23 protein-coding genes are annotated in these 23,621 nt (G+C 62.0%); 14 read left to right on the top strand and 9 right to left on the bottom strand.

Translation table 11 applies throughout. The features are described 5' to 3' along the window. Nucleotides 1-18 precede the first annotated feature (18 nt). From AB1555_15745 to AB1555_15755, 3 genes are all read right to left on the bottom strand, one after another. On the bottom strand, nt 19-231 hold the full coding sequence (locus AB1555_15745; GenBank protein ID MEW6248145.1) for a hypothetical protein: 213 nt from the start codon (nt 229-231) through the stop codon (nt 19-21). Nucleotides 232-312: 81 nt separating this feature from the next. Beyond that, complete coding sequence (locus tag AB1555_15750; protein MEW6248146.1) at nt 313-897, bottom strand: hypothetical protein; 585 nt, start codon at nt 895-897, stop codon at nt 313-315. Nucleotides 898-1,144: 247 nt separating this feature from the next. Further along, a complete protein-coding gene (locus tag AB1555_15755) occupies nt 1,145-1,852 on the bottom strand; it encodes a chlorite dismutase family protein (GenBank protein ID MEW6248147.1) in 708 nt (235 codons plus the stop codon). A gap of 212 nt (nt 1,853-2,064) precedes the next feature. Between AB1555_15755 and AB1555_15760 the strand changes: the two genes are divergently transcribed. The 14 genes from AB1555_15760 (at nt 2,065) to AB1555_15825 (ending at nt 17,002) form a co-directional block, all read left to right on the top strand. Next, the gene (locus AB1555_15760; GenBank protein MEW6248148.1) at nt 2,065-2,619 is read left to right on the top strand and encodes a hypothetical protein; all 555 of its coding nucleotides are present in this window, start codon (nt 2,065-2,067) and stop codon (nt 2,617-2,619) included. 19 nt (nt 2,620-2,638) lie between these two features. After that, nucleotides 2,639-3,949, top strand: a complete 1,311-nt coding sequence (locus AB1555_15765; GenBank protein MEW6248149.1) for a competence/damage-inducible protein A — start codon at nt 2,639-2,641, stop codon at nt 3,947-3,949. Next, nucleotides 3,946-4,566 carry an RNA 2',3'-cyclic phosphodiesterase gene (gene thpR / locus AB1555_15770; GenBank protein ID MEW6248150.1) on the top strand — a complete coding sequence of 207 codons (621 nt, stop codon included), beginning with the start codon at nt 3,946-3,948 and terminating at the stop codon, nt 4,564-4,566. The genes AB1555_15765 and thpR overlap by 4 nt, the downstream gene beginning before the upstream one ends. An 85-nt stretch (nt 4,567-4,651) precedes the next feature. Next, entirely contained in the window at nt 4,652-5,746 is a 1,095-nt protein-coding gene (recA, locus tag AB1555_15775; GenBank protein MEW6248151.1) for a recombinase RecA, read from the top strand. 57 nt (nt 5,747-5,803) lie between these two features. After that, on the top strand, nt 5,804-6,274 hold the full coding sequence (locus AB1555_15780; GenBank protein MEW6248152.1) for a regulatory protein RecX: 471 nt from the start codon (nt 5,804-5,806) through the stop codon (nt 6,272-6,274). 6 nt (nt 6,275-6,280) lie between these two features. Then, on the top strand, nt 6,281-8,911 hold the full coding sequence (gene alaS / locus AB1555_15785) for an alanine--tRNA ligase (GenBank protein MEW6248153.1): 2,631 nt from the start codon (nt 6,281-6,283) through the stop codon (nt 8,909-8,911). A gap of 4 nt (nt 8,912-8,915) precedes the next feature. Further along, nucleotides 8,916-9,395, top strand: a complete 480-nt coding sequence (gene ruvX, locus AB1555_15790) for a Holliday junction resolvase RuvX (GenBank protein MEW6248154.1) — start codon at nt 8,916-8,918, stop codon at nt 9,393-9,395. A gap of 24 nt (nt 9,396-9,419) precedes the next feature. Beyond that, nucleotides 9,420-10,448 carry an endolytic transglycosylase MltG gene (mltG, locus tag AB1555_15795; protein ID MEW6248155.1) on the top strand — a complete coding sequence of 343 codons (1,029 nt, stop codon included), beginning with the start codon at nt 9,420-9,422 and terminating at the stop codon, nt 10,446-10,448. Nucleotides 10,449-10,454: 6 nt separating this feature from the next. Beyond that, nucleotides 10,455-11,126 (top strand): deoxyribose-phosphate aldolase, encoded by a 672-nt coding sequence (gene deoC / locus AB1555_15800; GenBank protein MEW6248156.1) that lies wholly within the window; start codon nt 10,455-10,457, stop codon nt 11,124-11,126. Nucleotides 11,127-11,381: 255 nt separating this feature from the next. After that, the gene (locus tag AB1555_15805) at nt 11,382-12,539 is read left to right on the top strand and encodes a phosphopentomutase (GenBank protein MEW6248157.1); all 1,158 of its coding nucleotides are present in this window, start codon (nt 11,382-11,384) and stop codon (nt 12,537-12,539) included. A 96-nt stretch (nt 12,540-12,635) separates the two neighbouring features. Next, nucleotides 12,636-13,112: a RidA family protein gene (locus AB1555_15810; protein ID MEW6248158.1), complete on the top strand. Its 477-nt coding sequence runs from the start codon at nt 12,636-12,638 to the stop codon at nt 13,110-13,112. A gap of 58 nt (nt 13,113-13,170) precedes the next feature. Then, a complete protein-coding gene (locus tag AB1555_15815; GenBank protein ID MEW6248159.1) occupies nt 13,171-14,058 on the top strand; it encodes a HEAT repeat domain-containing protein in 888 nt (295 codons plus the stop codon). Nucleotides 14,059-14,216: 158 nt separating this feature from the next. Further along, nucleotides 14,217-15,989 carry an IPT/TIG domain-containing protein gene (locus tag AB1555_15820; GenBank protein MEW6248160.1) on the top strand — a complete coding sequence of 591 codons (1,773 nt, stop codon included), beginning with the start codon at nt 14,217-14,219 and terminating at the stop codon, nt 15,987-15,989. 11 nt (nt 15,990-16,000) lie between these two features. Then, entirely contained in the window at nt 16,001-17,002 is a 1,002-nt protein-coding gene (locus AB1555_15825) for a YCF48-related protein (protein ID MEW6248161.1), read from the top strand. Nucleotides 17,003-17,264: 262 nt separating this feature from the next. Here AB1555_15825 and AB1555_15830 read toward each other — a convergent pair whose 3' ends face one another. The 6 genes from AB1555_15830 to AB1555_15855 all read right to left on the bottom strand — a co-directional run bounded on the left by AB1555_15830 (nt 17,265) and on the right by AB1555_15855 (nt 23,619). Further along, the gene (locus AB1555_15830) at nt 17,265-18,005 is read right to left on the bottom strand and encodes an RsmE family RNA methyltransferase (protein MEW6248162.1); all 741 of its coding nucleotides are present in this window, start codon (nt 18,003-18,005) and stop codon (nt 17,265-17,267) included. A gap of 60 nt (nt 18,006-18,065) precedes the next feature. Continuing rightward, nucleotides 18,066-19,193: a molecular chaperone DnaJ gene (gene dnaJ, locus AB1555_15835; protein MEW6248163.1), complete on the bottom strand. Its 1,128-nt coding sequence runs from the start codon at nt 19,191-19,193 to the stop codon at nt 18,066-18,068. A 70-nt stretch (nt 19,194-19,263) separates the two neighbouring features. Continuing rightward, nucleotides 19,264-21,183, bottom strand: coding sequence for a molecular chaperone DnaK (gene dnaK, locus AB1555_15840; GenBank protein ID MEW6248164.1), 1,920 nt, complete (start codon nt 21,181-21,183; stop codon nt 19,264-19,266). 50 nt (nt 21,184-21,233) lie between these two features. Next, complete coding sequence (grpE, locus tag AB1555_15845; protein ID MEW6248165.1) at nt 21,234-21,830, bottom strand: nucleotide exchange factor GrpE; 597 nt, start codon at nt 21,828-21,830, stop codon at nt 21,234-21,236. A gap of 132 nt (nt 21,831-21,962) precedes the next feature. Beyond that, nucleotides 21,963-22,736, bottom strand: a complete 774-nt coding sequence (locus tag AB1555_15850; GenBank protein MEW6248166.1) for a type III pantothenate kinase — start codon at nt 22,734-22,736, stop codon at nt 21,963-21,965. Nucleotides 22,737-22,773: 37 nt separating this feature from the next. After that, the gene (locus tag AB1555_15855) at nt 22,774-23,619 is read right to left on the bottom strand and encodes a biotin--[acetyl-CoA-carboxylase] ligase (protein MEW6248167.1); all 846 of its coding nucleotides are present in this window, start codon (nt 23,617-23,619) and stop codon (nt 22,774-22,776) included. Nucleotides 23,620-23,621: the final 2 nt, after the last annotated feature.

The following is a 23,621-nucleotide window of genomic DNA, read 5'->3' on the forward strand; positions in this document are numbered from 1 at the left end:
CGGGCGCCTGCTCCGGTTTCAGGCGGAGCCGCTCTGATGCGATTCCAGATACACGGCGACATATTCTCGGATCTGCTGGACCGTTCCGCTGATAAACAGTTCTCTGGGAATCTCCACCCGGACCAGCTTGGCGGGATCGACTCCACGTTCAAGGGCGTATTCCTCGTCCACGTACAGGCTGACCGATCCGTCCGGGTAGCGGATCGCGTACAACGCTGTGTTATCGGCCATGTTTCGTCGTCCGGAAAACAGGTTGCTGGAAGCAAAAGGCCGCGGAGATAGTGTCCAAATAACACACGGCAGGTCCGGGTGTCAAAGTGCCGGGCGCTTGACCATCGATCCCGGCGAGGAAAAGCAGGCCCTTCGCCAGATCACATAGGCGGTGAAGGCTGCGAGGGTGATCAAGAACACAAACCGGACACGGCCGTACCCGAAACAAGCGAAGTTGGCGGTCGCGTTCAGAAGGCCGAAACCCGCATAGACAAGGTAGAGGAAGAGCGACCACCGGCGAAGGCGCAGGAACCCATAGCCGATCAAGACATGAAGGGTGGGAGATTGGGCTTTGGCCAGAATGCCCATCAGCCCGTCCGGTTTGATGCAGAAGATGGTCAAGGCGTACGTCGGGTTCGCGACAATGATGTAGAAATCCGTCAGGGCCGTGAGCAGGAACAGACCACCGAGGTAGCGGATATCGTGAGCCTTAGCCCAGGCGATCCGAAAGGTTTGCAGTAACCCGGGCGGGTCCGGCGTACGCGACAGGTAGGCGTGGTAACTCTGAGCGGCCCACCAGGGAAGGGCCACCAGCATGAACAAGAACACCCCGGCTCCGGACCCGCCTAGGCGTCCGCCCAGCCAGGCGCAGGCGACAAGCAAGAGGCCGGTCAGAAAAATGGTCAAGGCCTGTTTGGGTCTCCCTTGGAGCGCCTGGCCAAGACCGGGGATCAACCCCGACAAGATTGCGGCAAGAGATGGCGAAACGGCGGGGACGGGGGCGGAAGGGAATCGATGTTCGGGCTGAGGGGACTGCGGCACGGGAAATTTGCGGTCCGTTTATGAGCGGCATGTCTGCGGTGTCGCGTCAAAAACAAGCGGCCTTCGGTGGAGAGACCGAAGGCCGCTCAACGCGAAACGACAGATCGACCGGTCAGCCTCCAAGAGTGTCCAGAGCTTCTTTGAGACTCTTTCGAATGCACGTGAAGATCGGCGTATCACGCAAGGTGTAACGGCTGCCTTCGGTCTCCCGGAGGGCCATCACGAGATCCAGAAAATCCTCGGGTTTGTCGCTTTCGAACGCCACCACCCACTCCTGGTCGTCAAGCCCGAAGGAATACGTGGTGTTGAGTTTCACGGAAGGGAAACGATGGCCGACTTCGATATGCTCGTCCATCATGCCTTGGCGGGCCGCTTTCGTGAGCAGGAACCACTCGCGGGTTTTCACGAACGGATACACGAAGATGTACTTGCTTTTGCCGGGGATGATCGAGAGCCGTTTACTCTCTTGATTTTCATGCGTGTGATGATCAACGTAGATCGACCGTTTGGTCATCGACAAATAGGAATACGGCGTCGCCAGATACTTGCCCAATCCGCTGGCCAGGATCTTGGTGCTCATCTCCTGGAACAGCTCCAACTCATAGCTGATTCGCCACAACATGAAGTCGCAATCGCCGCGGATGCCGACGGTGGTGTAGGCCAGCACCATGACCTTTCCGGTGTACTCTTCGACGGCGCGGATAAACTCTTGTTTGCCTCTGGACCGCTCGTCTTCTGGCAGTCTCCGCCAGGCAGAATCAACCTTATAGAAAGCAAAGTTCACGTACTGGCGCTTCGCGGATTGTTCAGGGCTGGCCATTACGGTCCTCCATGAAATTTCTGGAATATTTCAATCGGATAAGAGGCACTGTCTTTAGCACTTCGTCCTTTTGTTTGTCAACATGTCCGGGACCGTGCGGGCTCGTTGACAGAGGTTCGAACAATCTGCTAGTGCCTCCGACCATGACAGCGTGGTTTCCCTCGTCGCGGCATGGGCGAAGGCTTCGCGGTCTCGAATGGGGAGGGCTCGTGATGGGACTTGTTCTTCCGTTCGAGGCGCAGGCCATCGAAGTCCAGCCGACCCGCGTCCAGATCGAAGCCGCCCTGCAACAAGGCAGGGCCGCTGCGGAGAAGCGCATCCCTCCGGATCAGCTCTATGCGTGGTTCGGAGCAACCGATGACTTGCATCCCAAGGGGTTCCTGATGACCAAGCTCAACGGGTTGGTCGTGATGGGCACCCATTTCGCTCTCCGCTCCGCGACGCCGACCGAGCAAGAGATTGCTCAGATTCTGAATGCCAAAACGCTGCTAGTCAGCGTCATTCTCTTCGGCGACCGGCCAAACTTCGCGGTGGATAGCTATATGGTTCTGGAGCAAAACGGGAAGACGATCAAGCCGCTGAATGTCCGGTTCGACGGACGGGCGGCTCGGACCGCGGTTTGGCCGAGCTCGCCTGCGTATCGCGCCAAGGTCGTCGCGTCCTTCGCCTATGCCGATCTCGATCCGCGCGCCAAGACCAAGCTTGTGGTGTTTCCCTCCGGAGGAGGAGAGGTCACGTTTGAGCTGGACTTCGCCCAGATTGACTGAGCAGCCTCCTCGGAATCCTATGTGGAAAGCTGAAATTCTCGCCATCGGTTCCGAATTGCTCATCGGGGGACGGACGGATACCAATTCGCTGTTCCTGACGAGTCAACTGGCGTTGCTCGGCGTCGAAGTACGGTTCAAGTCCGTGGTCGGCGACGAAGAGGCCGACATCGCCGACGTGATTCGGACGGCCGTGCGCCGCGCGGACGTGGTCGTGATGACCGGCGGGTTGGGACCGACCGAGGATGACCTGACGCGGGAAGCGGTGGCGCGGGTGACGGGGCGGCCGTTGCGCCGACGCGCTCAAGCGCTGGAGAGCATGAGGCGACGACTTGCCGCGTGGGGCCGGATGCCCGCTGCCGCGCAGTTGCGGCAGGCGCTGATCCCCGCCGGAGCGGAGGTGCTGATCAATCCGGTGGGGACGGCGCCCGGTTTCTGTCTGGAATGGAAGGGCGCCTTCCTGGCGGCCTTGCCCGGCGTGCCCGCTGAAGCGCGGGCGATGGCGACCGCGGAGGTGCTGCCCAGGTTGCAAAGACGAATAGCGGGAAGAAGCGGGCGGGAACAGCCTGCTCCCATCGTCCGGCGAGTGCTTCACACCTTCGGCCTGCCCGAATCGGAAATCGACCTCAGGCTCAGGGGCGTCGTTCCTCGAGACAGCGGCATACGGCTTGGGCTTCAGGCTTCGCCGCTGGGTGTGCTGGTGTCGATGACCGCCTCTCCCGCTGCGATGGGGTCGAAACGGTTGCGATCGACCAGCCCCGCGCGCGCCGTTGATGTTCTAACGCGTGTGTTTCACGAAATCCGCCGGCGCCTCGGTGAATTTGCCTTCGCAGAGGGTGAAGACGCGATGGAAGCCGTCGTCGGCCGCCTCCTCGCCGACAAACAACTCACTCTGGCAGTCGCCGAATCGTGCACTGGAGGCTTGATCGGCCATCGGCTCACGCAGGTGCCCGGAGCCTCGACCTATCTGGACCGTGTCGTCGTCAGCTACAGCAATCGATCCAAAACGGAGTTGTTGGGGGTGCCGAATGAACTGATTGTCGAGCACGGCGCGGTGAGCGATGCGGTCGCGGCAGCCATGGCGAAGGGGGTTCGCGAACGGAGCGGCACGGCGGTGGGGTTGAGCGCGACGGGGATCGCCGGTCCGGGCGGCGGCACGGCGGCGAAGCCGGTCGGATTGGTCTATGTCGGGCTTGATTGGGGAGGGGAAAACAGTCTCACCAGGGGGTTTCGATTTCACGGGGACCGTGACGCGATCAAGCTTCGATCTTCGCAGGCCGCGCTGGATCTCCTGCGCCGGTGGCTGCTGGGCCTGGGAGCCGATCATCGATGATCCGCGCATTCCTCGCGGTGGAGTTGGACGAGCATCTGCGCGCGGCGATCGAGCAGGTCCAACGCGAACTTCGCGATCGGATCAGCCGACAACTCGGGAGCGACGCGCGCATTCAGTGGGTCCGTCCGGAATCCATTCATGTGACGGTCAAATTTCTCGGAGACATCGAGGAGGCGTTCGTGGATCGGATCAGACACGCGCTCGGCCCCGCGCTGGCCGATACGTCGCGTTTTACCGTCCCGGTGGGAGGGATCGGGGTATTTCCCAATCGGAACGGGCCGCGGGTCTTCTGGATTGGGTGCGCCGGCGGGGCCGAGCAATCCGAGGAAGTAGGTCGGTGGCGCCGATTGCATCAGGCGGTCGAGCGGGCGCTCGAGCCGCTAGGGTTTGCGGCGGAGGCGAAGCCGTTCAGTCCGCACGTCACGCTGGCGAGGGTCAAGGACGGGGAGAGGCAGGTCGGCAAGGTCCTGGCGCAGAGCGGGGTGTTCGACCGCCCGCTGTCGTGCGGGAACCTGGTCGTCGGCGCGATCGCTTTCATGAGGAGCGAACTCAAACCCGCCGGCGCGGAGTATCGGCGGCTCTGGCAAGTTGAATTGCAGCAAGCAGCCGGCGTGTAGCGAAAAGAGTGTCGAGGCAGGCTAGGTTTACTCAGGGAAGTTCGGTATAATCCGCCGATTCCCGCAAACCAAAAGGAGCATCGCGATGGCCGAAAGAGACGAAAAGAAACGGGCGTTGGACCTTGCTCTGTCCCAGATTGAAAAACAGTATGGGAAGGGCGCGATCATGAAACTGGGGACGGCGGAGGCGCCGGCCGATGTCCCGGCCATCTCGACCGGTTCTCTGGGACTCGATATCGCCCTGGGCGTCGGCGGCTTCCCGCGAGGACGGGTCGTCGAAATTTTCGGCCCTGAAGCGTCGGGCAAAACCACCCTGACACTCCATGCCATCGCCGAAGCACAACGAGCCGGCGGGATTGCGGCCTTTATCGATGCCGAGCATGCGCTCGATCTGGGGTATGCAAGGAAGCTGGGGGTGCAGACGGACGACCTGTTGGTGTCGCAGCCGGACACCGGCGAACAGGCGCTGGAGATCGCCGAAACGTTGGTCCGCAGCGGGGCGGTCGATCTCATCGTCGTGGACTCGGTCGCGGCGCTGGTTCCGCGAGCCGAGATCGAAGGAGAGATGGGCGACGCCCACATGGGCTTGCAAGCCCGACTCATGTCGCAGGCCCTGCGCAAGCTGACGGCCGCCATCTCCAAGTCGCAGACCACGGTGATCTTCATCAATCAAATTCGGATGAAGCTGGGCGTGATGTTCGGCAATCCGGAGACCACCACCGGCGGCAACGCGCTGAAGTTTTATTCCTCCGTGCGGCTGGACATCAGGCGGATCGAATCGATTAAAGAGGGACAGGACGTGACGGGCAGCCGAGTGCGGGTGAAGGTCGTCAAGAACAAGCTGGCCCCGCCATTCAAGCAGGCTGAATTCGACGTCATGTTCGCGGAAGGCATCTCTAAGGCCGGCGAGTTGGTGGATCTCGGCGTCGAGAAGAAAGTCCTGGAGAAATCCGGCGCGTGGTACTCCTATAAAGGGGAGCGGCTGGGGCAGGGACGGGAAGCGGTCCGAGATTATTTAAAAACCAATCAGGCGGTGGCTCGGGAAATCGAGGGCCGGTTGCGGGAGTTGGCGGGTATTCCAGGCCGCGGCGGGGAGAAGAAAGCCGAGGTGAAAGAAGAGAAACGCCCGGAAAACCGGAGCGAGGACCGGAGGGGCCATAGCGTCCGCGCCGGGGCCTGAGCGTTCCGGGGTTGACGCATCAGTGCCGGCAGAAGGCCGCACAGTCAGGCTGAGGGGATGCCTCGCGCCGTCATCTCCACTGATCGGGTCGAGCAAGCCGCACTCCGCTACCTGGCCCAACGAGATCGCACCAGCGCTCAGGTCGCACGGTATCTCGACCGCAAGGGCGCCTCCCGGGCACAGGTTCGTTCGGTGCTGCGCCGACTTGCCAAGGCGGGGTACGTCAATGATCGCGCCTTCGCCCTGCGGTGGGCGGAGGCACGGTTGGCCCGGCGCCCGATGGGGCGTGAGGCGCTGAAAGCGGAGTTGTTACGACAAGGGCTGGCCGAAGGCCTTGTCGCCGAGACGCTCGATCGCCTTTATGGGCACGAGCGTGAGCGGGAGCTGGCCACGCAGGCGATCCAACGGGTGTCCAGGCGGGCGGCGGTTTCCCCGAGCCGGGCTGCGCGGCTGCTCAGGCAACGCGGATTTGACCAAGAGACGATCGACAATGTCGTGCCAAGCGAGAACCGGAATTGTGGAGCCTAGTCGACAATGAATCGCAGCGCCCAGGACCTGCGCCAGGCTTTTGTCCGTTACTTTGAGAGCCAGGGCCATCAGGCCGTGCCGAGCTCGCCGCTGATTCCGCAGGCGGATCCTACCCTGCTGTTCACCAACGCGGGGATGAATCAGTTCAAGCGGGTGTTTCTCGGCGAGGAAACCAGACCCTATCGCCGCGCGGTGACCGTGCAGAAGTGTCTCCGGGCCGGCGGGAAGCACAACGATCTGGAGAATGTCGGCTATACGCGCCGGCACCATACCTTCTTTGAAATGCTCGGCAACTTCTCGTTCGGCGATTACTTCAAGGACGAGGCGATCCGGTTCGGGTGGGAGTTCCTCACCAAGACCGTCGGACTGGCGAAAGACCGCCTGTGGGTCACGGTCTTCCGGGAAGACGACGAGGCCTACCGGTTGTGGGAGAAAATCGGAATGCCGGCGGCGCGGATCATGCGCTTCGGGGAGAAGGATAACTTCTGGCAGATGGCCGATACCGGACCCTGCGGTCCGTGTTCCGAGATTCATTACGACCAGGGGCCGGCGGTGCCGGGCGACGATGTGCCCAACGGCGCAGGCGACCGGGTCATCGAGATCTGGAACCTGGTCTTTATGCAGTACAACCGCGATGCCGGCGGGAAGTTGCATCCGCTGCCGAGACCCAGCATCGATACCGGCATGGGCTTGGAGCGGCTGGCCGCGGTGGCGCAAGGGCAATACAGCAACTACGACAGCGACCTGTTTCGGCCGCTGCTGGCCGCGATCGGCTCGCAGGCCGGCCGCCCGTACGGCGACGACGAGGTCGCCGATCGATCCATGCGCGTCGTGGCCGACCATCTGCGCGCGATCACCTTTCTCGTCACCGACGGCGTTCTGCCGTCCAACGAGGGGCGCGGTTATGTGCTGCGACGCATCCTGCGCCGGGCGTCGCGCCACGGTCGACTGCTCGGGCTGACCGAACCGTTCCTCTATAAGCTGACCGGAGCCGTCGTCGAGCTGATGGGCGACGCCTATCCGGAACTCCACGCTGCGGCGGAGACGATCGCGGAAGTGACGCAGGGCGAGGAGGAACGGTTCATCGCGACGCTGGATCAGGGGTTGCCGATTCTCAACGACATGATCGCCAAGGTGAAAGGCGCCAGCAGGTCCGTGTTGCCGGGGACCGACGTCTTCAAGCTGTATGACACCTACGGATTCCCGTTGGACCTTATCGCCGAGGCCTGCCGGGAACAGGAGATGACACTGGACGAGGCCGGCTTCGAGCGCGCGATCGAGGAGCAACGAACCCGCGCGAGAAAGACAGCCGGATTCGAGGAGGAAGCGGCCAGGCCGGTGCTGGTGGAACTGGCGGGGAAGGTGGGCGCGACGCGCTTTGTCGGCTATGAGCGGTTGGAATCGGAGAGCGTCATCCAAGCGATCCTGAAGGGGGACCGACTGGTCAAAGAAGCGGTCGAAGGCGACGAGATCGAGCTGGTGCTGAGCGAGACGCCGTTCTATGCCGAGGGCGGAGGTCAGGTGGGGGATCGCGGGATGCTGACCGGGCCTGAGGGGCGTGTGGAGGTGGTGGAAACGACCAGGCCGGTGACCAGCTTGATCGTCCATAAAGGCACTGTGCGGGCAGGTCGGATCCGCGAGGGAGAGCCGGTCCAGACGATGGTCAACCCGGTGACCCGACAGGACGCGGCCCGAAACCATACCGCAACCCATCTGGTCCATGCGGCGCTGCGGGAACTGCTGGGTCCGCACGTCAAGCAATACGGCTCGCTGGTGGCGCCCAATCGGCTCCGTTTCGATTTCGCCCATTTCAAGCCCCTGTCCTCGCGCGACATCGACGAGATCGAATCGATGGTGAACGAGCATGTGCGCCGCAACGAACGGGTGCGCACCGAGGTGATGGGAGTCCAGGACGCAGTGGCGGCCGGAGCGTTGGCCTTCTTCGGCGACAAGTACGGCGACCGGGTGCGGGTGGTGAGCATCGAGTCGTTCAGCAAGGAACTCTGCGGCGGCACCCATTGCCGACAGACCGGGGAGATCGGCGTGTTTCGTATCGTGTCGGAGACCGGGGTGGCGGCCGGTGTGCGCCGGATCGAAGCCCTGACGGGCAGCGGGGCGCTCGCCCATATGAAGCGGTTGGAGGCGCAGATTCGGGAGTTGTCCGAGCTCCTCAAAGCCAGCCCTTCGGAGTTGGTCGCGAAGACCCGCAAGCTGACGGCGCAATTGAAGGAGAAAGAGCGCGAGCTGGAAGAATTGAAACTCAAGATGGCCGGCGGGTCGGCGGTCGACGCGCAGGTCAGAACCGTGAGCGGTGTCCGGGTGCACGCCCAGCGGACCGACGGTCTGGATGTCGCCGGCATGCGCGCGTTGGCCGACCAACTGCGGGACAAGCTGCGGAGCGGCGTGATCGCGTTGGGGGCGGTCAATGAGGGCAAAGTGTCGTTGCTGGTGGTGGTCACCAAAGATTTGACGGCGCGCCTCAAAGCCGGCGATTTGATCCGCGACATGGCGGCCGAGGTGGGGGGGACCGGCGGCGGGCGGCCCGAGATGGCGCAGGCCGGCGGCAAGCATCCCGAGCGGCTCGGGGCGGCGCTGGAAAAAGTGTTTGGGCTGGTGCAAAAGGCGCTGGAGCGGTAAGCTGATGGCTGGAACGCGCATCATGGCTCTGGATCACGGCACCAAGCGCATCGGCGTGGCCGTGAGCGATGAGTTGAGATGGATCGCGCAACCGCTCGAAACGTTCGAACGGCGCAGTCTCGATGCGGACATCGCGCACATCCAGCATCTGGTGCGGACGCACGAAGTCGGCACGGTGGTGATGGGCATCCCGCTTCGGCTGGACGGCGAGGTCGGGCCGGCTGCGCAGGCGGTGAACCGGTTCATCGAGCGATTGACGCAGGTCCTCAACGTTCCGGTAGTCACCTGGGATGAACGGATGACCACCAAGTCCGCCGAACAGCTCCTGATCGCCGCCGACGTCAGCCGGAAGAAGAGAAAAGGAGCGGTGGACCGCGTCGCTGCCGCGCTCCTGCTCCAAAGTTATCTCGAGAACCTGGCCTCAACGGTCCATGGCGGCGAAGCGGGGCGGGAGGAAGAAGCGACGGACGGTTCCGGCGGCTAACGACGTCGCGCAGCCGAGATCGGAATGATAACCACTCGACTGGTTCCCTGGCTGATCGTCGCCTCGCTCGCCTTGGGCGGCATAGCCGGGTATCAGGTGATGCAATGGGCGGCCGCTCCGGCTGCTTCTCACTCCGACGCACCTCCTACCAAGATCGTGCTCGTCCCCGAAGGAGCGTCGTTCCAACAGGTGGCGGCGTTATTGGAACGGGAGCAGATCATCAAAAGCCGCTCGGCGTTTCTTCTCCTGGGCAAAGCCAATGACGCGGACCGCAAAATCCATCCGGGGGAGTATGAACTCAACGCGGGCATGCTGCCCGCAGAGATTTTGGCCATGCTCGTCTCGGGTCGCGTGGTCCTGCATCAGGTCACGATTCCGGAAGGATTCACCATGACCCAGATTGCGGAGACGCTTGGAGAGCGGGGGTTGGTCGATCAGGCCGAGTTCCTTCGTCTGGCGCAGGATCGCGAGTTCATTCGGACTCTGGGCATCGAGGCGGACAGCCTGGAGGGTTATCTCTTCCCCGATACGTACCGATTCGCCCGTCGCACCAAGGCGGGAGACGCCCTCCGTGTATTGGTGGACAATCTGTGGCAAGTGTTCACGCCGGAATTGCGCGAGCGGGCGAAGCAGGTAAACCTGAGCATCCACGAAGTCCTGACCCTGGCCTCCGTGATCGAAAAGGAGACCAGCGTAGACGAGGAACGCCCGCTCATTTCGGCGGTCTTCCACAACCGCCTGCGGAAAAACATCCCGCTCCAGAGCGACCCCACCGTGATTTATGGGTTGGCGGCGTCGTTCGACGGCAATCTGCGAAGGCAGGACCTGGACAATAAGAGCCCCTACAACACCTATCGGGTGAAGGGACTGCCGCCCGGACCGATCGCCAGTCCGGGCGCGCGATCGATCCGGGCGGCGCTGTATCCGGCGCCGGCGCCGTATCTCTATTTCGTCTCGCGCAATGACGGCACGCACCAGTTCTCCTCCACGCTGGAGGAACATAATCGGGCGGTCGAGAAGTATCAGCGCCGACCCTTCCGCAGAGTGTCGTGACGCATGCTGATCGCCGACCTTCCGGCTCTCATCGACCACACCATCCTGCAGCCTGAAGCCACCAAAGCCGACGTGCTCCGTCTGTGCGGAGAAGCGGTGAAGTACGGATTCAGCGTTGTCTTTGTGCCTCCGTGCTATGTCGATGACGCCATGGCCGCGGTCAAAGGCACGGCGATCCGGATCGGGATTCCCGTCGGGTTCCCGTTGGGCGGCCATACGACAAAGGTGAAAGTCGCCGAGGCGGCGGAGGCGGCCGGGCGCGGCGCCAGAGAATTGGACATGGTGATCAACATCAGCCGTCTGAAATCCGGCGAGTACAGTCTCGTCCGGTTGGACATTGAAGAGGTCGTCAAAGCGACGCCGGGAGTCGGTCATAAGGTGATTCTCGAAGTCTGTTATCTGACGCGGGAGGAGAAGGTGACGGCTTGTCGGCTGGCGGTCGATGCTGGCGCCGAGTATGTGAAAACCTCGACAGGTTTTGGCGCCGGAGGGGCCACGGTGGAGGATGTGCGGCTGATGAAGGCGACGGTTGCGGGGCAAGCCAGGGTGAAAGCTTCGGGCGGGATCAGAGATTGGCGGACGACGCAAGCTCTGTTGGAGGCGGGGGCCGATCGGATCGGCACCAGCGCAAGCGTGAAGATTACGGAGGAGTGGTTGGCGGCCGCGAAGCGGCGATGACGCCAGCGGTTGACCGCCGGGTGGAGTTCATCATGATCCCCCGATCAGCAGCGGCAAGTGACTCGGTGTTGGGGAGCCAAGTGCGCGGTGTGACGTGGAAGCGGGCCGGATGTCTCGTCGCTGCGCGATGACCGGATAAGCTGCAAAGTCTGAGACTTTTCTCCCGCTGTTTCGACTCGTTTGTGAGTTTCCATCCCCGATCGATCACCGCTCCGCCTTTCGGACCGAAGAGGCTTCTGCTATAGTGCGCGGACTATGGTCAACCGCGTCATCCTCATGGTGCTGGATGGAGTCGGCGTCGGTGCGTTACCGGATGCGTCGGAATACGGGGATGCCGATTGCAACACGTTGGCGCATGTCTCGGAAGCGGTCGGTGGGCTGGCCGCACCCAACCTGGAGGCCTTGGGTCTGGGACATGTCGGTGAGTTCAAAGGCGTGCGTCCGATCGGCCAACCGGACGGATGTTTCGGCAAGCTTGGGTTTCTCTCCAAAGGAAAGGATTCCATCACCGGTCACTGGGAACTGGCCGGACTGTCGCTGGATGAGCCGCTTTCTGCCTACCCGGACGGACTTCCCAAGGAAATCAGGGATATCGTCGAAGGTGTGAGCGGGCGGAAGATCCTGGGGAATCGCGCAGCCCGGGCGGAGGATATCGTCAATGAACTGGGGGCGGAGCACATACGCGGCGGTGCACTGATCCTGTTCACCAGTGGAGGCAGCGACCTTCAGATCGCCGCCCACGAGAGAGTCGTTGCGCCGGAGGTTCTCTACAAGTTGTGCCGAGAGATGAGGAAGGCGCTGAAATCCCCGTGCCCAGTGCATCGGATCGTTGCGCACCCGTTTGCCGGAGAGGTCGGCGCGTTCATCCTCACGGACAAGCGGCGCGATTTTGTTCTGGAGCCGACCGGAGAAACGCTGCTCGACACGCTCAATCGGGCTGGGCAACTGGTGATAGGCATAGGCAAGATCGACGACCTGTTCGCCGGTCGCGGGTTGACCCGATCCGCGCGGGCGGGGACGACCGTCCGGGTGTTTGAGGAGACAGGAAAGATTTTGAACAAGGTGCCGCGCGGCTTGATCTTTGCGAACATCGATCTGGCCAGCCAGAACGCCCTCGCCTATGCGACGGCGTTGCAGGAGTTTGACCGGCTGTTGCCGGGGCTTCAGGAGAAGCTCCGTCCCGGCGACCTCCTCTGCCTGACCGCCGATCATGGGGCTGATCCGATCGGAGCCGGGCGGATCCATTCACGCGAATATGCGCCGTTGCTGATCAGCGGGCCGAGACTTGCACGTGGGGTGGATCTGGGAACGCATCCAACTGCCGCCGATCTGGGGCAGACGATCGCGGAAGCTTTGGGGGCCCCGAGGCTGGCGTGCGGCGAGAGTTTTTTAGACGCGCTGCGTCCGGGATGAGAAAACGTGACGCGTGGAACATCAAGCGTGAATCGTCCGAAAAGACAGGCCTCCTCGAAAGACGTAAGATCCGCTTGACGCATTAAGGGACCGGCGATGTCGTTTGAAGAGCGATTGAGGCAACTCGGCGTCGAACTCCCCCCTCCGCCCAAGCCGGTCGCGACCTATGTGCCGGCGGTTCAGGCGGGTGATCTGCTGTTCTTGAGCGGCGTGATTCCGTTCCGCGACGGGCAGGTGGCGTTGACCGGCAAACTGGGGCGGGAATTGACGGTCGAGCGGGGAGTCGAGGCGGCTCGGATTGCCCTGTTGAATGCGCTGGCGATCATCCGGAACGAATTGGGAACGTTGGATCGGGTCAAGCGCATCGTGCGCATGGTCGGACACGTGGCGTCGGCCGAAGGGTTTGTTCAGCATCCGACGGTGATCAACGGCGCGTCCGATCTGCTCGTGTCCCTGTTTGGTGAGGCGGGCCGTCACGCGCGCGTCGCGCTGGGCGCCGCCGAATTGCCGCTCCATGCGCCGGTCGAGCTGGAGCTCATCGTGCAAGTGACCGGGCGGCCGGAGCATGCTTGACTCCGAGCGGCGCTGCGATTGTAATGTCCGTAGCCGCATCGGATGCGGAACGTCACGTATGGCTGCGAGAACACTGTTGTTGGCGGCCGTGTTGGCGCTGGGTGCGGTCGAAACCGCGCGCGCAGTTGATGTCAACGCACGGGTTCTGGCGGATGCCGAATACGCGCAGATCGCAGAGGCCAAGTCCGTCTATATCGACCTGACCTTTTCTACCTGGCATCCGCGAGGACGCACCCTCTCGCAAATCGGGCCCGCTCTGAAAATCAAGCTGACAAACGCGGGATTCACGGTGGTCCCCAAGGCGAGCGATCCGCACGATCTGACGCTCAAGGTACGATATCGTGAGGAGCGGGGACAGCAATATAAGTTCGATACGTACGGGACAGAGATTACGTGCGAGGTCAAGTTGGAGCATGCCTCAGCGGGGTTGTTGCTGGACCTGACGATTCGGGAGACGTCCGGAGCGTATGATTCCGGGACGCCGCCGTATCTCGAAGCCTTGGAGCGGTTCGACACGAATCCGTACTTTTATTTTCTCGGAGAGATCGTGTCCTTCAGAACGCGATCGCGCTCGGACGTGACGGAGGCGCTGATTCGCAGTCTGCAACGAATGATCCAGGCCGAAACGCCGAAGACCGAGCAGTTGCAGGATGCGCACGGATTTCTACCGGGAGAATCGCTCTATCCGGCTCTGGTTCGAGAAAACACGATCCGGGAACTCGGCCGGTTGCGGGACGACCGGGCGGTGCCGGTGCTGACGGCGCTGCTGGGACATGCGAACAGACAGACCAGGCTGGCCTCCATCGAAGCCTTGGCGCCGTTGCGGGATTCAGCCGAAGTGCGGTCGGCTCTGGAACGGACGGCCACGGGCGATCGAGACCCGGAGATCCGAAGAGCGGCCGTATCGGCCCTCAACGCCTCGACTCCCGCGTCTCCGGTAAACTGATCTCACGGGCTTTGCCCTTGCTTGACAAGAAAAAAACGCGGTTGTTATAGTCCGCATTGTCCCTTCGCTTCACGGTGCGTCCCCGTCTCGGCCTCATGCCTCAGTTGCGCGGGGTTTCAGGGCCGCGCGCAGGGTCAAATTTTCGATCAGGACGACGTATGAACGTTTCACGACATGTCCGCCTCCTCCGTTCGCAGCAGGTCGGCGACCGTCCCCGCCCAGACTCAGGTCCTGGCGGTATTGTCCGCGTTGCGGCTTCGCTGGGGCTTGTCGGTCTGTTCGTGATCGTGTCGCTCGCTGTGGCGTCGGATTCCCAAGCCTTCGCTGCGGTCCGGATCACGATCACGCCGGAGTCTGCGACGCCCGGCGCCACGGTAGCGATTGCAGGCGCCGGGTTCGGTGCATTCAAATCCGCGCAGGCCAACCGGGTGCTGTTCAACGGCGTCGCGGCTTTAATTCAGCGCTGGGAGCCGGATCTGATCGAGGTGAAGGTGCCGTTCAGGGCCGCCGATGGACCGGTTGAAGTGGTCGCAGGCAAGAAGAAAGTTCAGGCGGGGACGTTCAAGGTCGTGCGGCCGACGATCCATTCCGTGACGCCGTCCGAAGCGGAACCGGGGGCCCTGCTCCGTATTCACGGGGCGCATTTCGGCAACACCGCCGGGTCCCGCGATCGTAATACGATGTTCGGCGTCAACGATGTGTTGATCGGCGGGGTGCCTGTGCGGGCGCGCCGCTGGCGGGACGACACCATCGAAGTGGAGATCCCGGCCAATGCGACGTCGGGGGACGTGGTCGTGCGGCTCGCATCCTCGGACCCATTGCCCGACGGCTCCTGTTGCGCCCCGGTCGAATACACGGTCAGCAACGCCGTGCCTGTAACGCTGATCCCCTCCGTGCGCGTCGATCCGCTCAGCGGACCTGTTGGAACGAAAGTTGTGCTGTTCGGGAAGGGATTCGGCCAGACCAAATCCCCGGGTGACGGCGTGCTCTTTAACGGGCGGCCGGCGACGGTGGCGAAATGGGCCGATAATTTGATCGTCGTCCATGTGCCGCTCGATGCGTCCAGCGGGCCGGTCGTCCTCAAACACGGCGGGGCAGAACGGGCGGTCGGGAACTTCACGGTCCAGGTGCCCAAGGCGTCGGCGGTCACGCCTGCGAGCGCGCCGATTGGGACACTCATCAAAATCATGGGCGAGCATTTCGGACTGTACTCGGAGAGCGGCTCAACGCCGTTCGCCTTCGCCGATTTCAATAAGGGTGAAAATAGCGTCGAGATCGGCGGGGTGCCGGCCATCATTTATCGCTGGCACGATGACCGAATCGACGCCTGGGTGCCGTTTAGCGCCAAGAGCGGTCCGGTTGTGGTGAAGCGGGGAGGCACCAAGCCGAACCCGGACGGGTCCTGCTGTGCCGAGCGCGGGATCGTGTCCACGGAAGCCGGGACATTCACGGTGATCACGCCGAAGATCGAGTCCTACTCTCCGACATCGGCCGGCGTCGATGAGATTGTGACAATCAAAGGGTCTGGGTTCGGCACGTTCCTGAAGACGACCGAAGCGACGCAGCCCGGACTGAACGAAGGGGGGCATGACAGCGCCCCCATCGATCTCGGCGAGAACGTGTCGAGGACCGAGGTGCTGTTCAACAATATCGCCGCAATGGTCGTGTCGTGGACGGATACCGAAATCAAAGTCCGTGTCCCACGCCGGAACGTCTTCGGCGTCGGCAAGAAGGGGGAGTTCAATCCCGATCTGTCGACCGGTCCGTTGGTGGTGCGCCGGGGTTCGTGGGATTTACTGCCGGACGGAAGCTGTTGCACGCCGAAAAAATGGCTGACCTTGGAGGCCGGACCGTTCACGATTAAAGCGAAGGGATTGCCGGATCAGCGTTACTTCAACGATACGAGTCCGGAAGCGAGCACGACCCAGTAATCTCGTCCTTCATGAAATCCTCCGCTTTCCCGCCTCGACCAGTCATCACGGTATTTCTCTTCAGTTTGTGGCTCGCCAACTCGCCCGGTCCGCTCCCGGCGGCCGAATCCCAACACGTGTTGGTGGCGCAGCAGAAAAGCGGCACCGAAGTCACGTTGATGGGAGTCCATTTCCACGATACCCGGCTCGGCTGGGCGGTGGGGGACGGCGGCGCGATTCTTAAGACCGTCGACGGCGGGAAGCGATGGAAAAAAGTTCCCAGCGGGACGTCGGCTCGGTTGACCGGTGTGTTCTTCGTGGATTCCCGACGCGGCTGGGTCGTCGGGGCCAACGGAACGATTCGCCACTCCAAAGACGGGGGCGAGAGTTGGGCTCCTCAATCGTCCGGAGTGCAGGTGCCCTTGTACGGCCTCTATTTTGTCTCACCTACGCACGGGTGGGTGGTGGGCGGATCAGGCACGATTCTGTACACGGAGGACGGTGGCATCCACTGGTCGGACCAAATAAGCGGGACCAACGCGGCGCTTTACGCGGTGCATTTCGTGGATTCGCGGCGAGGGACAGCGGTCGGAGCGCTGGGCACCATTCTATCGACCGCAGACGGCGGTGCCACATGGATCGCGCAGGAGGCGCCGAGCTCGGTGACGTTCTTTGACGTGTTTTTCAACGATTCGTCGAATGGCTGGGCCGTGGGCAACGCCGGCGCGATGTTTCAGACAAGCGATGCGGGCAACCGCTGGATCGACCGGACCCTGCCCTGCACGAAGTCCTGCACGAGAGTGACCGATCTCATCCGTATTCGGTTTACCAGTCCTCAGGCCGGCTGGATCGTGGGCGAACGGGGCAGCGTTTTCCGAACCACCGATGCAGGCTTTACGTGGGTGGAGGAGAAGAACGACGCCAAGGTGTCCCTGTTCGGCCTCTCTTTTCCCGATCCGTTCCACGGGTGGGCCAGCGGCGAGCGGGGAACTATCGTGCACATCGCGGCACCCCTAGAACCCGTAAAACGTTAGGCTCCTCACCTCTCACGTCCTCTCGCCCGGATTATTCACGAACGCTTCTACTGCTTCGGCCCATTGCAACAGCAGGGCAATGGGTACCCCGATACGCTGTTCCGACGGGCGTGCTCGCCACTCAGTCGGTCAACGTACTGTTTCAAGTACGCCTCCCTCCCTCGCGGCTGCGCTTGGGGGCACCCATTGCTCTTCTTGCTGCAATGGGTCTAGCACAACGCGTCTGCGCGTTTTCGTGACGAAGCGTTGTGAATAATCCGGGCTAGCCCAGTTCTCCCAACCGGCTTTGCAGCACACTGAGTCCCGTCAGGGCGGCGGTTTCGGCCCGGAGGATTCGATTCCCCAGGGTGACGGAAGTGAAGCCGCAGGCGCGAGCCTGTTCCACTTCTTCGGGCGCCCACCCACCTTCCGGCCCCACCGCCAGGACGATCGGCCTTGTGGAACTTTCCGGCAGAGGAACAGCCAGCAGGCCGAGTCCGCTCGCCCGCTCGCCCAGGATGAGCTTGCCGTGTGTGTCGGGCTGTCGCTGAACAAACTCCTCGAAGTCGCAGGGATCCTCAAGGGTCGGGATGTCCCAACGTTCGGACTGTTGGGCCGCTTCGAGGGCGATACGTTCCCAGCGAACTCGCTGGTGAGGAATGCGCGTCGTCCGCGGCCGGACGACCGAATAGCGCGTGATCAGCGGAACGATCGAGGAGACTCCGAGTTCTGTGGCCTTTTGGATCAGCCAATCCATCCGGTCGCCCTTGAGCAGGGACGGAGCGAGAATGAGCGGGGGGCTCCGACGATCCGGTTCCTGTTCTTCCTGCACAATCCGGCCGACCAGTTCATGTCGGCCTATCCTGGTGATTGAAATCCGATAACGCCGGCGCCGTTCGTCGCCCACCCGGATTTCCTCGCCCGCCTGCACCCGCAAGCTGGCGCGCAGATGATCGAGGAGCGGGCCGACGATGATCACGGTCCCGTTTTGAACCTGTGCCGCAGTAATAAAGAAAACAGGCATGGGTGACGGGCTCGATGGTTGGTTGGAACGAGAGGCGAGGCGGGAAGCGGACGAAGGGGACTATTCGAAGAAGGTCTTCATCTTGTCGAAGAAACCGTCTCCCTCGTTGTCCAGTATCATCCCGCTTTCTTTGGCGAATTCGGTCAGCAGTTCCTTCTGCCTGGGCGTCAGCTTGGTCGGAATGTGTATTTTGATCGCGCACAACTGATCGCCCGTCTGGTGTCCCTTCAGACTAGGCACCCCCAGACCCTTCAGGCGCAACACCTTGTCATGTTGCGTGCCCGGAGGAATCTTGATGACCGTCTTGCCCTTCAGCGTGGGCACTTCCACTTTCCCGCCCAGCGCCGCCGTCACGAAGCTGACGGGGACGTCGCACAGAATGTCGTTACCTTTGCGCGAAAAGATCGGATGCGGCTTGACGGTCACGGCGACGTACAGGTCGCCGGGAGGTCCGCCGTTGACGCCGTGCTCGCCTTCGTTGGCCAGTCGCAACCGCATGCCCGATTCGATCCCGGCGGGAATGTGCACGGACAGGGTCCGCTCCCGGTAGACACGTTGCCGGCCTTGGCAGGTGCCGCAGGGCTCCGTGATGACATGACCGCTGCCGTCGCATTGGCCGCAAGGCCGGCTGACACTGAAGAAGCCCTGCTGGAATCGGAGCTGTCCGGAACCCTTGCAACTGGGGCAGACTTTGATCGAGGAAGCCGACCGGGCGCCGCTGCCTTTGCATTCCGAACAGACCTCCCACCGCGGAATCTTGAGCTTGGCTTCTTTCCCGTACACCGCTTCTTCGAAGGATAACTCCAGGTTGTACTGGAGATCCGATCCACGTTCGGCTCTCGCACGCCCGCGCGGGCCGCCAAAGAAATCTTCGAAAATGTCGTTGAAGATGTCGCCGAAGCCGCCACGGCCAAAGTCGAAGCCCTCGAATCCGCCGGGGCCCTGCTGCGCGCCGACATGGCCGAACATGTCGTAACGCCGGCGTTTCTCTTGGTCGCTTAGAATTTCGTAGGCTTCGTTGATCTCTTTGAATCTTTCTTCTGCGGCTTTTTTCTGCTGTTCGGTAGATTGGAGATCGGGATGGTACTGGCGCGCCAGCCTGCGGTAGGCCTTCTTGATGTCCTCCTCGGAAGCGTTTCGATCGACTCCGAGCGTCTCGTAATAATCGCGTTTGGCCACGGAAGCCATAGCTTTCTATGTCGAACAAAAACCGAGTCCCGCGCGGGCGGAACTCGGTCCGGCTGCGGCGTATTGTACCTTACTTTTTCTCTTTGTCCACTTCTTCGAATTCGGCGTCCACGACCTTGTCGTCCGTCTTGCCCTGGGCGCCGCCGTTCCCCTGCGTACCGCTCGGGCCGGCGCCAGCGGCGGCGGACGCCTTCTTGTACATCTCCTCGGCCAGCTTGTGCGACGCGCTGGTCAGCGCTTGCACCGCTGATTCGATGGCCGCGACGTCGTCGCCTTCCATCGCCTTACGGACGGCCGCAATCGCGTCCTTGATCTTGTTCTTGTCGTCCTCGCCGATCTTGTCGCCGTGCTCGGTCAGATTCTTCTCGGTACTGTAGATCAGCGTGTCGGCCTGGTTGCGAGCCTCGGCGAGCTTGCGCCGCTTCTTGTCTTCTTCGGTGTGGGCCTGGGCTTCTTTGACAAGCTTCTCGACCTCTTCCTTGCTGAGTCCGCTGGAGGCCGTGATCTTGATCGACTGTTCTTTGCCCGTACCCAGATCCTTCGCGGACACATGCACGATGCCGTTGGCGTCGATATCGAACGTCACCTCGATCTGGGGTACACCGCGCGGAGCCGGCGGGATGCCGACAAGGTCGAACTGTCCGAGCAGCTTGTTGTCGTTCGCCATCTCGCGCTCGCCTTGGAAGACTCGGATCGTCACCGCGGTTTGGTTGTCGGCCGCCGTGGAAAAGATCTGGCTCTTCTTGGTCGGGATGGTCGTGTTGCGCTCGATCAGGTGCGTGAAGATTCCGCCCAGGGTCTCGATACCCAGTGTGAGCGGCGTCACGTCCAGAAGCAGCACGTCCTTGACGTCGCCCTTCAACACGCCGCCCTGGATGGCCGCGCCGACCGCCACGACTTCGTCGGGATTCACGCCACGATGCGGTTCCTTGCCGAAAAATTCGCGGACGACCTGGATGACTTTGGGCATTCGGGTCATACCGCCGACCAGCACCACTTCGTTGATGTCCTTGGCCGTCACGCCCGCATCGGCCAAGGCTTTCTTGCAGGGCTCGATGGTGCGCTGGATCAGATCGTCGACAAGCTGTTCCAGCTTGGCCCGCGTAAGCTTGGTCACCAGGTGCTTCGGCCCGCTGGCGTCCGCAGTGATGAAGGGCAGATTGATCTCGGTCTCCTGCGAAGACGACAACTCGATTTTCGCCCGCTCGGCCGCTTCCTTGAGCCGCTGAAGGGCCATCCGGTCCTTGCGCAGATCGATCCCTTGGTCTTTTTTGAATTCCTCCACCAGCCAGTCCATGATCCGGAGGTCGAAATCATCGCCGCCGAGGTAGGTATCGCCGTTGGTGGACTTGACTTCGAAGACACCGTCGCCGATCTCCAGAATGGAGATATCGAACGTCCCGCCGCCGAGGTCGTAGACCGCAATGCGTTCGTCCTTTTTCTTGTCGAGGCCGTAGGCCAGCGAGGCGGCCGTCGGTTCGTTGATGATGCGAAGCACGTTGAGGCCGGCGATCTGTCCCGCGTCCTTGGTGGCCTGGCGCTGGCTGTCGTCGAAGTACGCCGGCACGGTGATGACCGCCTCGCTGACCTTCTCGCCGAGATAATCCTCCGCGGTCTGCCTCATTTTCTGGAGAATCATCGCCGAGATCTCAGGCGGGCTGTACCGTTTGCCGCGCAGCTCGACGTGCGCGTCGCCGTTGTCCGCCTCGACGACTTTATAGGGGAGCCTCTTGATCGCTTCCTGCACTTCACGCGAACGGTACTTGCGCCCCATCAGCCGCTTGACGGAGAAGATGGTGTTTTCCGGGTTGGTAATGGCCTGACGTTTCGCGATTTGGCCGACCAGCCGTTCGCCTTTGTCTGTGATGGCGACGACCGACGGAGTGGTTCGACTGCCTTCCGCGTTGGCGATGACGACCGGGTCTCCGCCGCTCATGATCGCGACGCAGGAATTGGTGGTTCCAAGATCGATGCCGATGACCTTACCCATGTGCGTCTCCTTCCTTGTTCAAAAATTCATTGCGTCCGTCGATGCCGCCCTTACGACGCGGAATTCTCGGGTTTGTCCGGCGTTCCGGTGGATACGCTGACCATGGCGGCACGCAGCAATCGGTCATGCAACAAATAGCCTTTTTGAAATTCTTCCACCACGGTGTTGGCCGCAACGGCGGCGGACTCGACTTGGGCCACAGCCTGATGGCAGGTCGGGTCGAACGGCTCTCCGACGCTTGCAATCGGACGGACTCCAAACTTTGCCAACGCTTCCGTCAGTTGCTTCAAGGTCAGTTCGACGCCCTGAACGAGGGCTTCGCCTCCGCCGTTCTCTTTGGCCGAGCGAATCGCACGTTCCAAGTTGTCGATAACCGGCAACAGTTCCCGTAGAATTTGCTCGTTCCCGAATCGGATCTGCTCCCGTTGCTCCCGCTGCGCCACGCGCTTGTAATTCTCGAACTCTGCCGCCAGCCGGAGATACTTGTCCTGAAGCGCTTGACATTCCGCGGTCTTGGAAGAGAGCGCCTGCCTGAGTTCAGCAACCGGTCTCGTTTCTTCCTGCGATTCTTCCGACGGAGAAGGGACTTCCTGAGTCTTCGCTTCTAACTCGTCGATTGTATTGGGGTTCTTCTCGTCTTGATCCACTGGTGTACCTGTACACGCAGCCAGATAGCCACCAAGACCTTAAAGTCAACGGGTCTCAAGAGATTTGTTTCGTCGGGGATGTTTCCGCGTGAGTGAAGAAGGTCAGGGCGGTGCGTGTGCGGAGAAGCGACTTCAACCTTCGCCTCGACTTCGCCGGTAAAGCAGTTCCAGGCCGTCCAAGGTCAGCAGGGGACGCACTTCTCGAATCGTTCGAGATTCGGGAGCGATGATCGCAGACAGTCCGCCGGTCGCGACCACCAGGGAGGAATGGCCCAACTCCTGTTCCATGCGTCGGACGATCTCATCCACCAACCCCGCATAGCCGTAGACCAGGCCGGATTGGATGCTGCTCGCCGTGTCCCGGCCGATCACGGACTTGGGACGGACCAGTTCCACCTTGGGTAATTGGGCCGTACGGGAAAACAGCGCATCCGCGGAGATGCCCAGACCCGGCGCAATGACGCCGCCGAGGTATTCACCGGCCTTGGTGACGGCGCAGAAGGTGGTCGCGGTGCCGAAGTCGACGATGATGAGGTCGGCTCGGTATCGCTCGTACGCGGCCGCTGCATTGACCAACCGGTCGCTGCCGATCTCTTTCGGGTTGGCGTAGCGCAAGGTGAGGCCAGTGTCCGTGTCACAAGAGATCATCAGCGGAACTTGGCCGAAAAACGTCTGGGCCATGGTCTCGAAGGGACGGGTCAAGGCGGGGACGACGCTGGAAATGACCGCGCCCGAGATCTGTTCCGGCTTCACTCCCGCCACCGCCAGCAGGTTCGAGAACAAAATCCCGTACTCGTCGGAAGTCTTTCTGGGATCGGTCGCCAACCGCCAATGGCCCTTCAGGGTCCGACCGTCAAACAGTCCCCAGACGATGTTGGAATTTCCGATATCGATGGCCAACAGCATGGGTCAAATTTTACCCTGTCTTCGCCCGGTGTTGCCATCATCTCAGGTGGAGGACATCCCCGGCGTGAATCTCAAACAGCTCCGGATGTGGAACGGCGGACGGTGTGCCGCTGTGAATGACTCTCAGGCAGCCGTTCTCGGCGATCGAGTCGGCCACCCCCTCGATCTGTTCGCCCTGCGCCAGGGTGACGAGGACCCTGCGTCCCAGGGTCGCGCAACGGCCGCTGTATTCCTGTCTCAGCCGCTCGATTGGCTCCGATGCGAGCATCTCCAAGCGACGCTCAACCTGCTCCAAGAGCCTCGCCAACAACTGCGCGCGATCGACCGAATGACCGGTCTCCGCCATCAGCGAGGTGGCGCTTCTGCGAAGATCGTCGGGAAACCGGTCGCGATCGATATTGACGTTGAGGCCGATGCCGATGACGACAAACGGGGCGCCGTCCCGCCGGCACGCGCTTTCACAGAGCAAGCCGCCGACTTTCCGGTCATTCACCAGCAGGTCATTGGGCCATTTGAGCAACGGCGTCAGCGAAGTCTCCTGTTGAACCGCGTCGGCGCAGGCCAGGGCCGAGGCCAGCGGAATCCATGACAACCACTGCGCCTTTCGTTCCGGCGACGGCTGACGCAACACGATCACCGAGCAAGACAGATTCAGCCTGCGCGGCGAGAACCACGACCGGCCGCGGCGCCCTCTGCCGGCGGTCTGGAATTCCGCGACCACGGTCGTGCCGTCTTCCGCTCCTTGCTGGGCCAACATCGCCGCTGTGGTGTTGGTGGAATCCGTCTCCTCCAGAAGATGGAGCGTGCGGCCGACGGTCTTGGTCGAGAGATGCCTTTTGATCGAGTCGACCGTGAGCGGGAGGGAAAAAGATGAGTGAGGCACGG

The sequence above is a fragment of the Nitrospirota bacterium genome, from assembly GCA_040755395.1.
Lineage (GTDB): Bacteria > Nitrospirota > Nitrospiria > Nitrospirales > Nitrospiraceae > DATLZU01.

Excerpts from the sequence above, each read along its gene's own strand:
- AB1555_15745 (MEW6248145.1), bottom strand. The coding sequence starts at position 231 with ATGGCCGATAACACAGCGTTGTACGCGATCCGCTACCCGGACGGATCG.
- AB1555_15755 (MEW6248147.1), bottom strand. The coding sequence starts at position 1,852 with ATGGCCAGCCCTGAACAATCCGCGAAGCGCCAGTACGTGAACTTTGCT.
- AB1555_15760 (MEW6248148.1), top strand. The coding sequence starts at position 2,065 with ATGGGACTTGTTCTTCCGTTCGAGGCGCAGGCCATCGAAGTCCAGCCG.
- AB1555_15765 (MEW6248149.1), top strand. The coding sequence starts at position 2,639 with ATGTGGAAAGCTGAAATTCTCGCCATCGGTTCCGAATTGCTCATCGGG.
- thpR (MEW6248150.1), top strand. The coding sequence starts at position 3,946 with ATGATCCGCGCATTCCTCGCGGTGGAGTTGGACGAGCATCTGCGCGCG.
- recA (MEW6248151.1), top strand. The coding sequence starts at position 4,652 with ATGGCCGAAAGAGACGAAAAGAAACGGGCGTTGGACCTTGCTCTGTCC.
- AB1555_15780 (MEW6248152.1), top strand. The coding sequence starts at position 5,804 with ATGCCTCGCGCCGTCATCTCCACTGATCGGGTCGAGCAAGCCGCACTC.
- alaS (MEW6248153.1), top strand. The coding sequence starts at position 6,281 with ATGAATCGCAGCGCCCAGGACCTGCGCCAGGCTTTTGTCCGTTACTTT.
- ruvX (MEW6248154.1), top strand. The coding sequence starts at position 8,916 with ATGGCTGGAACGCGCATCATGGCTCTGGATCACGGCACCAAGCGCATC.
- mltG (MEW6248155.1), top strand. The coding sequence starts at position 9,420 with ATGATAACCACTCGACTGGTTCCCTGGCTGATCGTCGCCTCGCTCGCC.
- AB1555_15805 (MEW6248157.1), top strand. The coding sequence starts at position 11,382 with ATGGTCAACCGCGTCATCCTCATGGTGCTGGATGGAGTCGGCGTCGGT.
- AB1555_15810 (MEW6248158.1), top strand. The coding sequence starts at position 12,636 with ATGTCGTTTGAAGAGCGATTGAGGCAACTCGGCGTCGAACTCCCCCCT.
- AB1555_15815 (MEW6248159.1), top strand. The coding sequence starts at position 13,171 with ATGGCTGCGAGAACACTGTTGTTGGCGGCCGTGTTGGCGCTGGGTGCG.
- AB1555_15820 (MEW6248160.1), top strand. The coding sequence starts at position 14,217 with ATGAACGTTTCACGACATGTCCGCCTCCTCCGTTCGCAGCAGGTCGGC.
- AB1555_15825 (MEW6248161.1), top strand. The coding sequence starts at position 16,001 with ATGAAATCCTCCGCTTTCCCGCCTCGACCAGTCATCACGGTATTTCTC.
- AB1555_15830 (MEW6248162.1), bottom strand. The coding sequence starts at position 18,005 with ATGCCTGTTTTCTTTATTACTGCGGCACAGGTTCAAAACGGGACCGTG.
- dnaJ (MEW6248163.1), bottom strand. The coding sequence starts at position 19,193 with ATGGCTTCCGTGGCCAAACGCGATTATTACGAGACGCTCGGAGTCGAT.
- dnaK (MEW6248164.1), bottom strand. The coding sequence starts at position 21,183 with ATGGGTAAGGTCATCGGCATCGATCTTGGAACCACCAATTCCTGCGTC.
- AB1555_15850 (MEW6248166.1), bottom strand. The coding sequence starts at position 22,736 with ATGCTGTTGGCCATCGATATCGGAAATTCCAACATCGTCTGGGGACTG.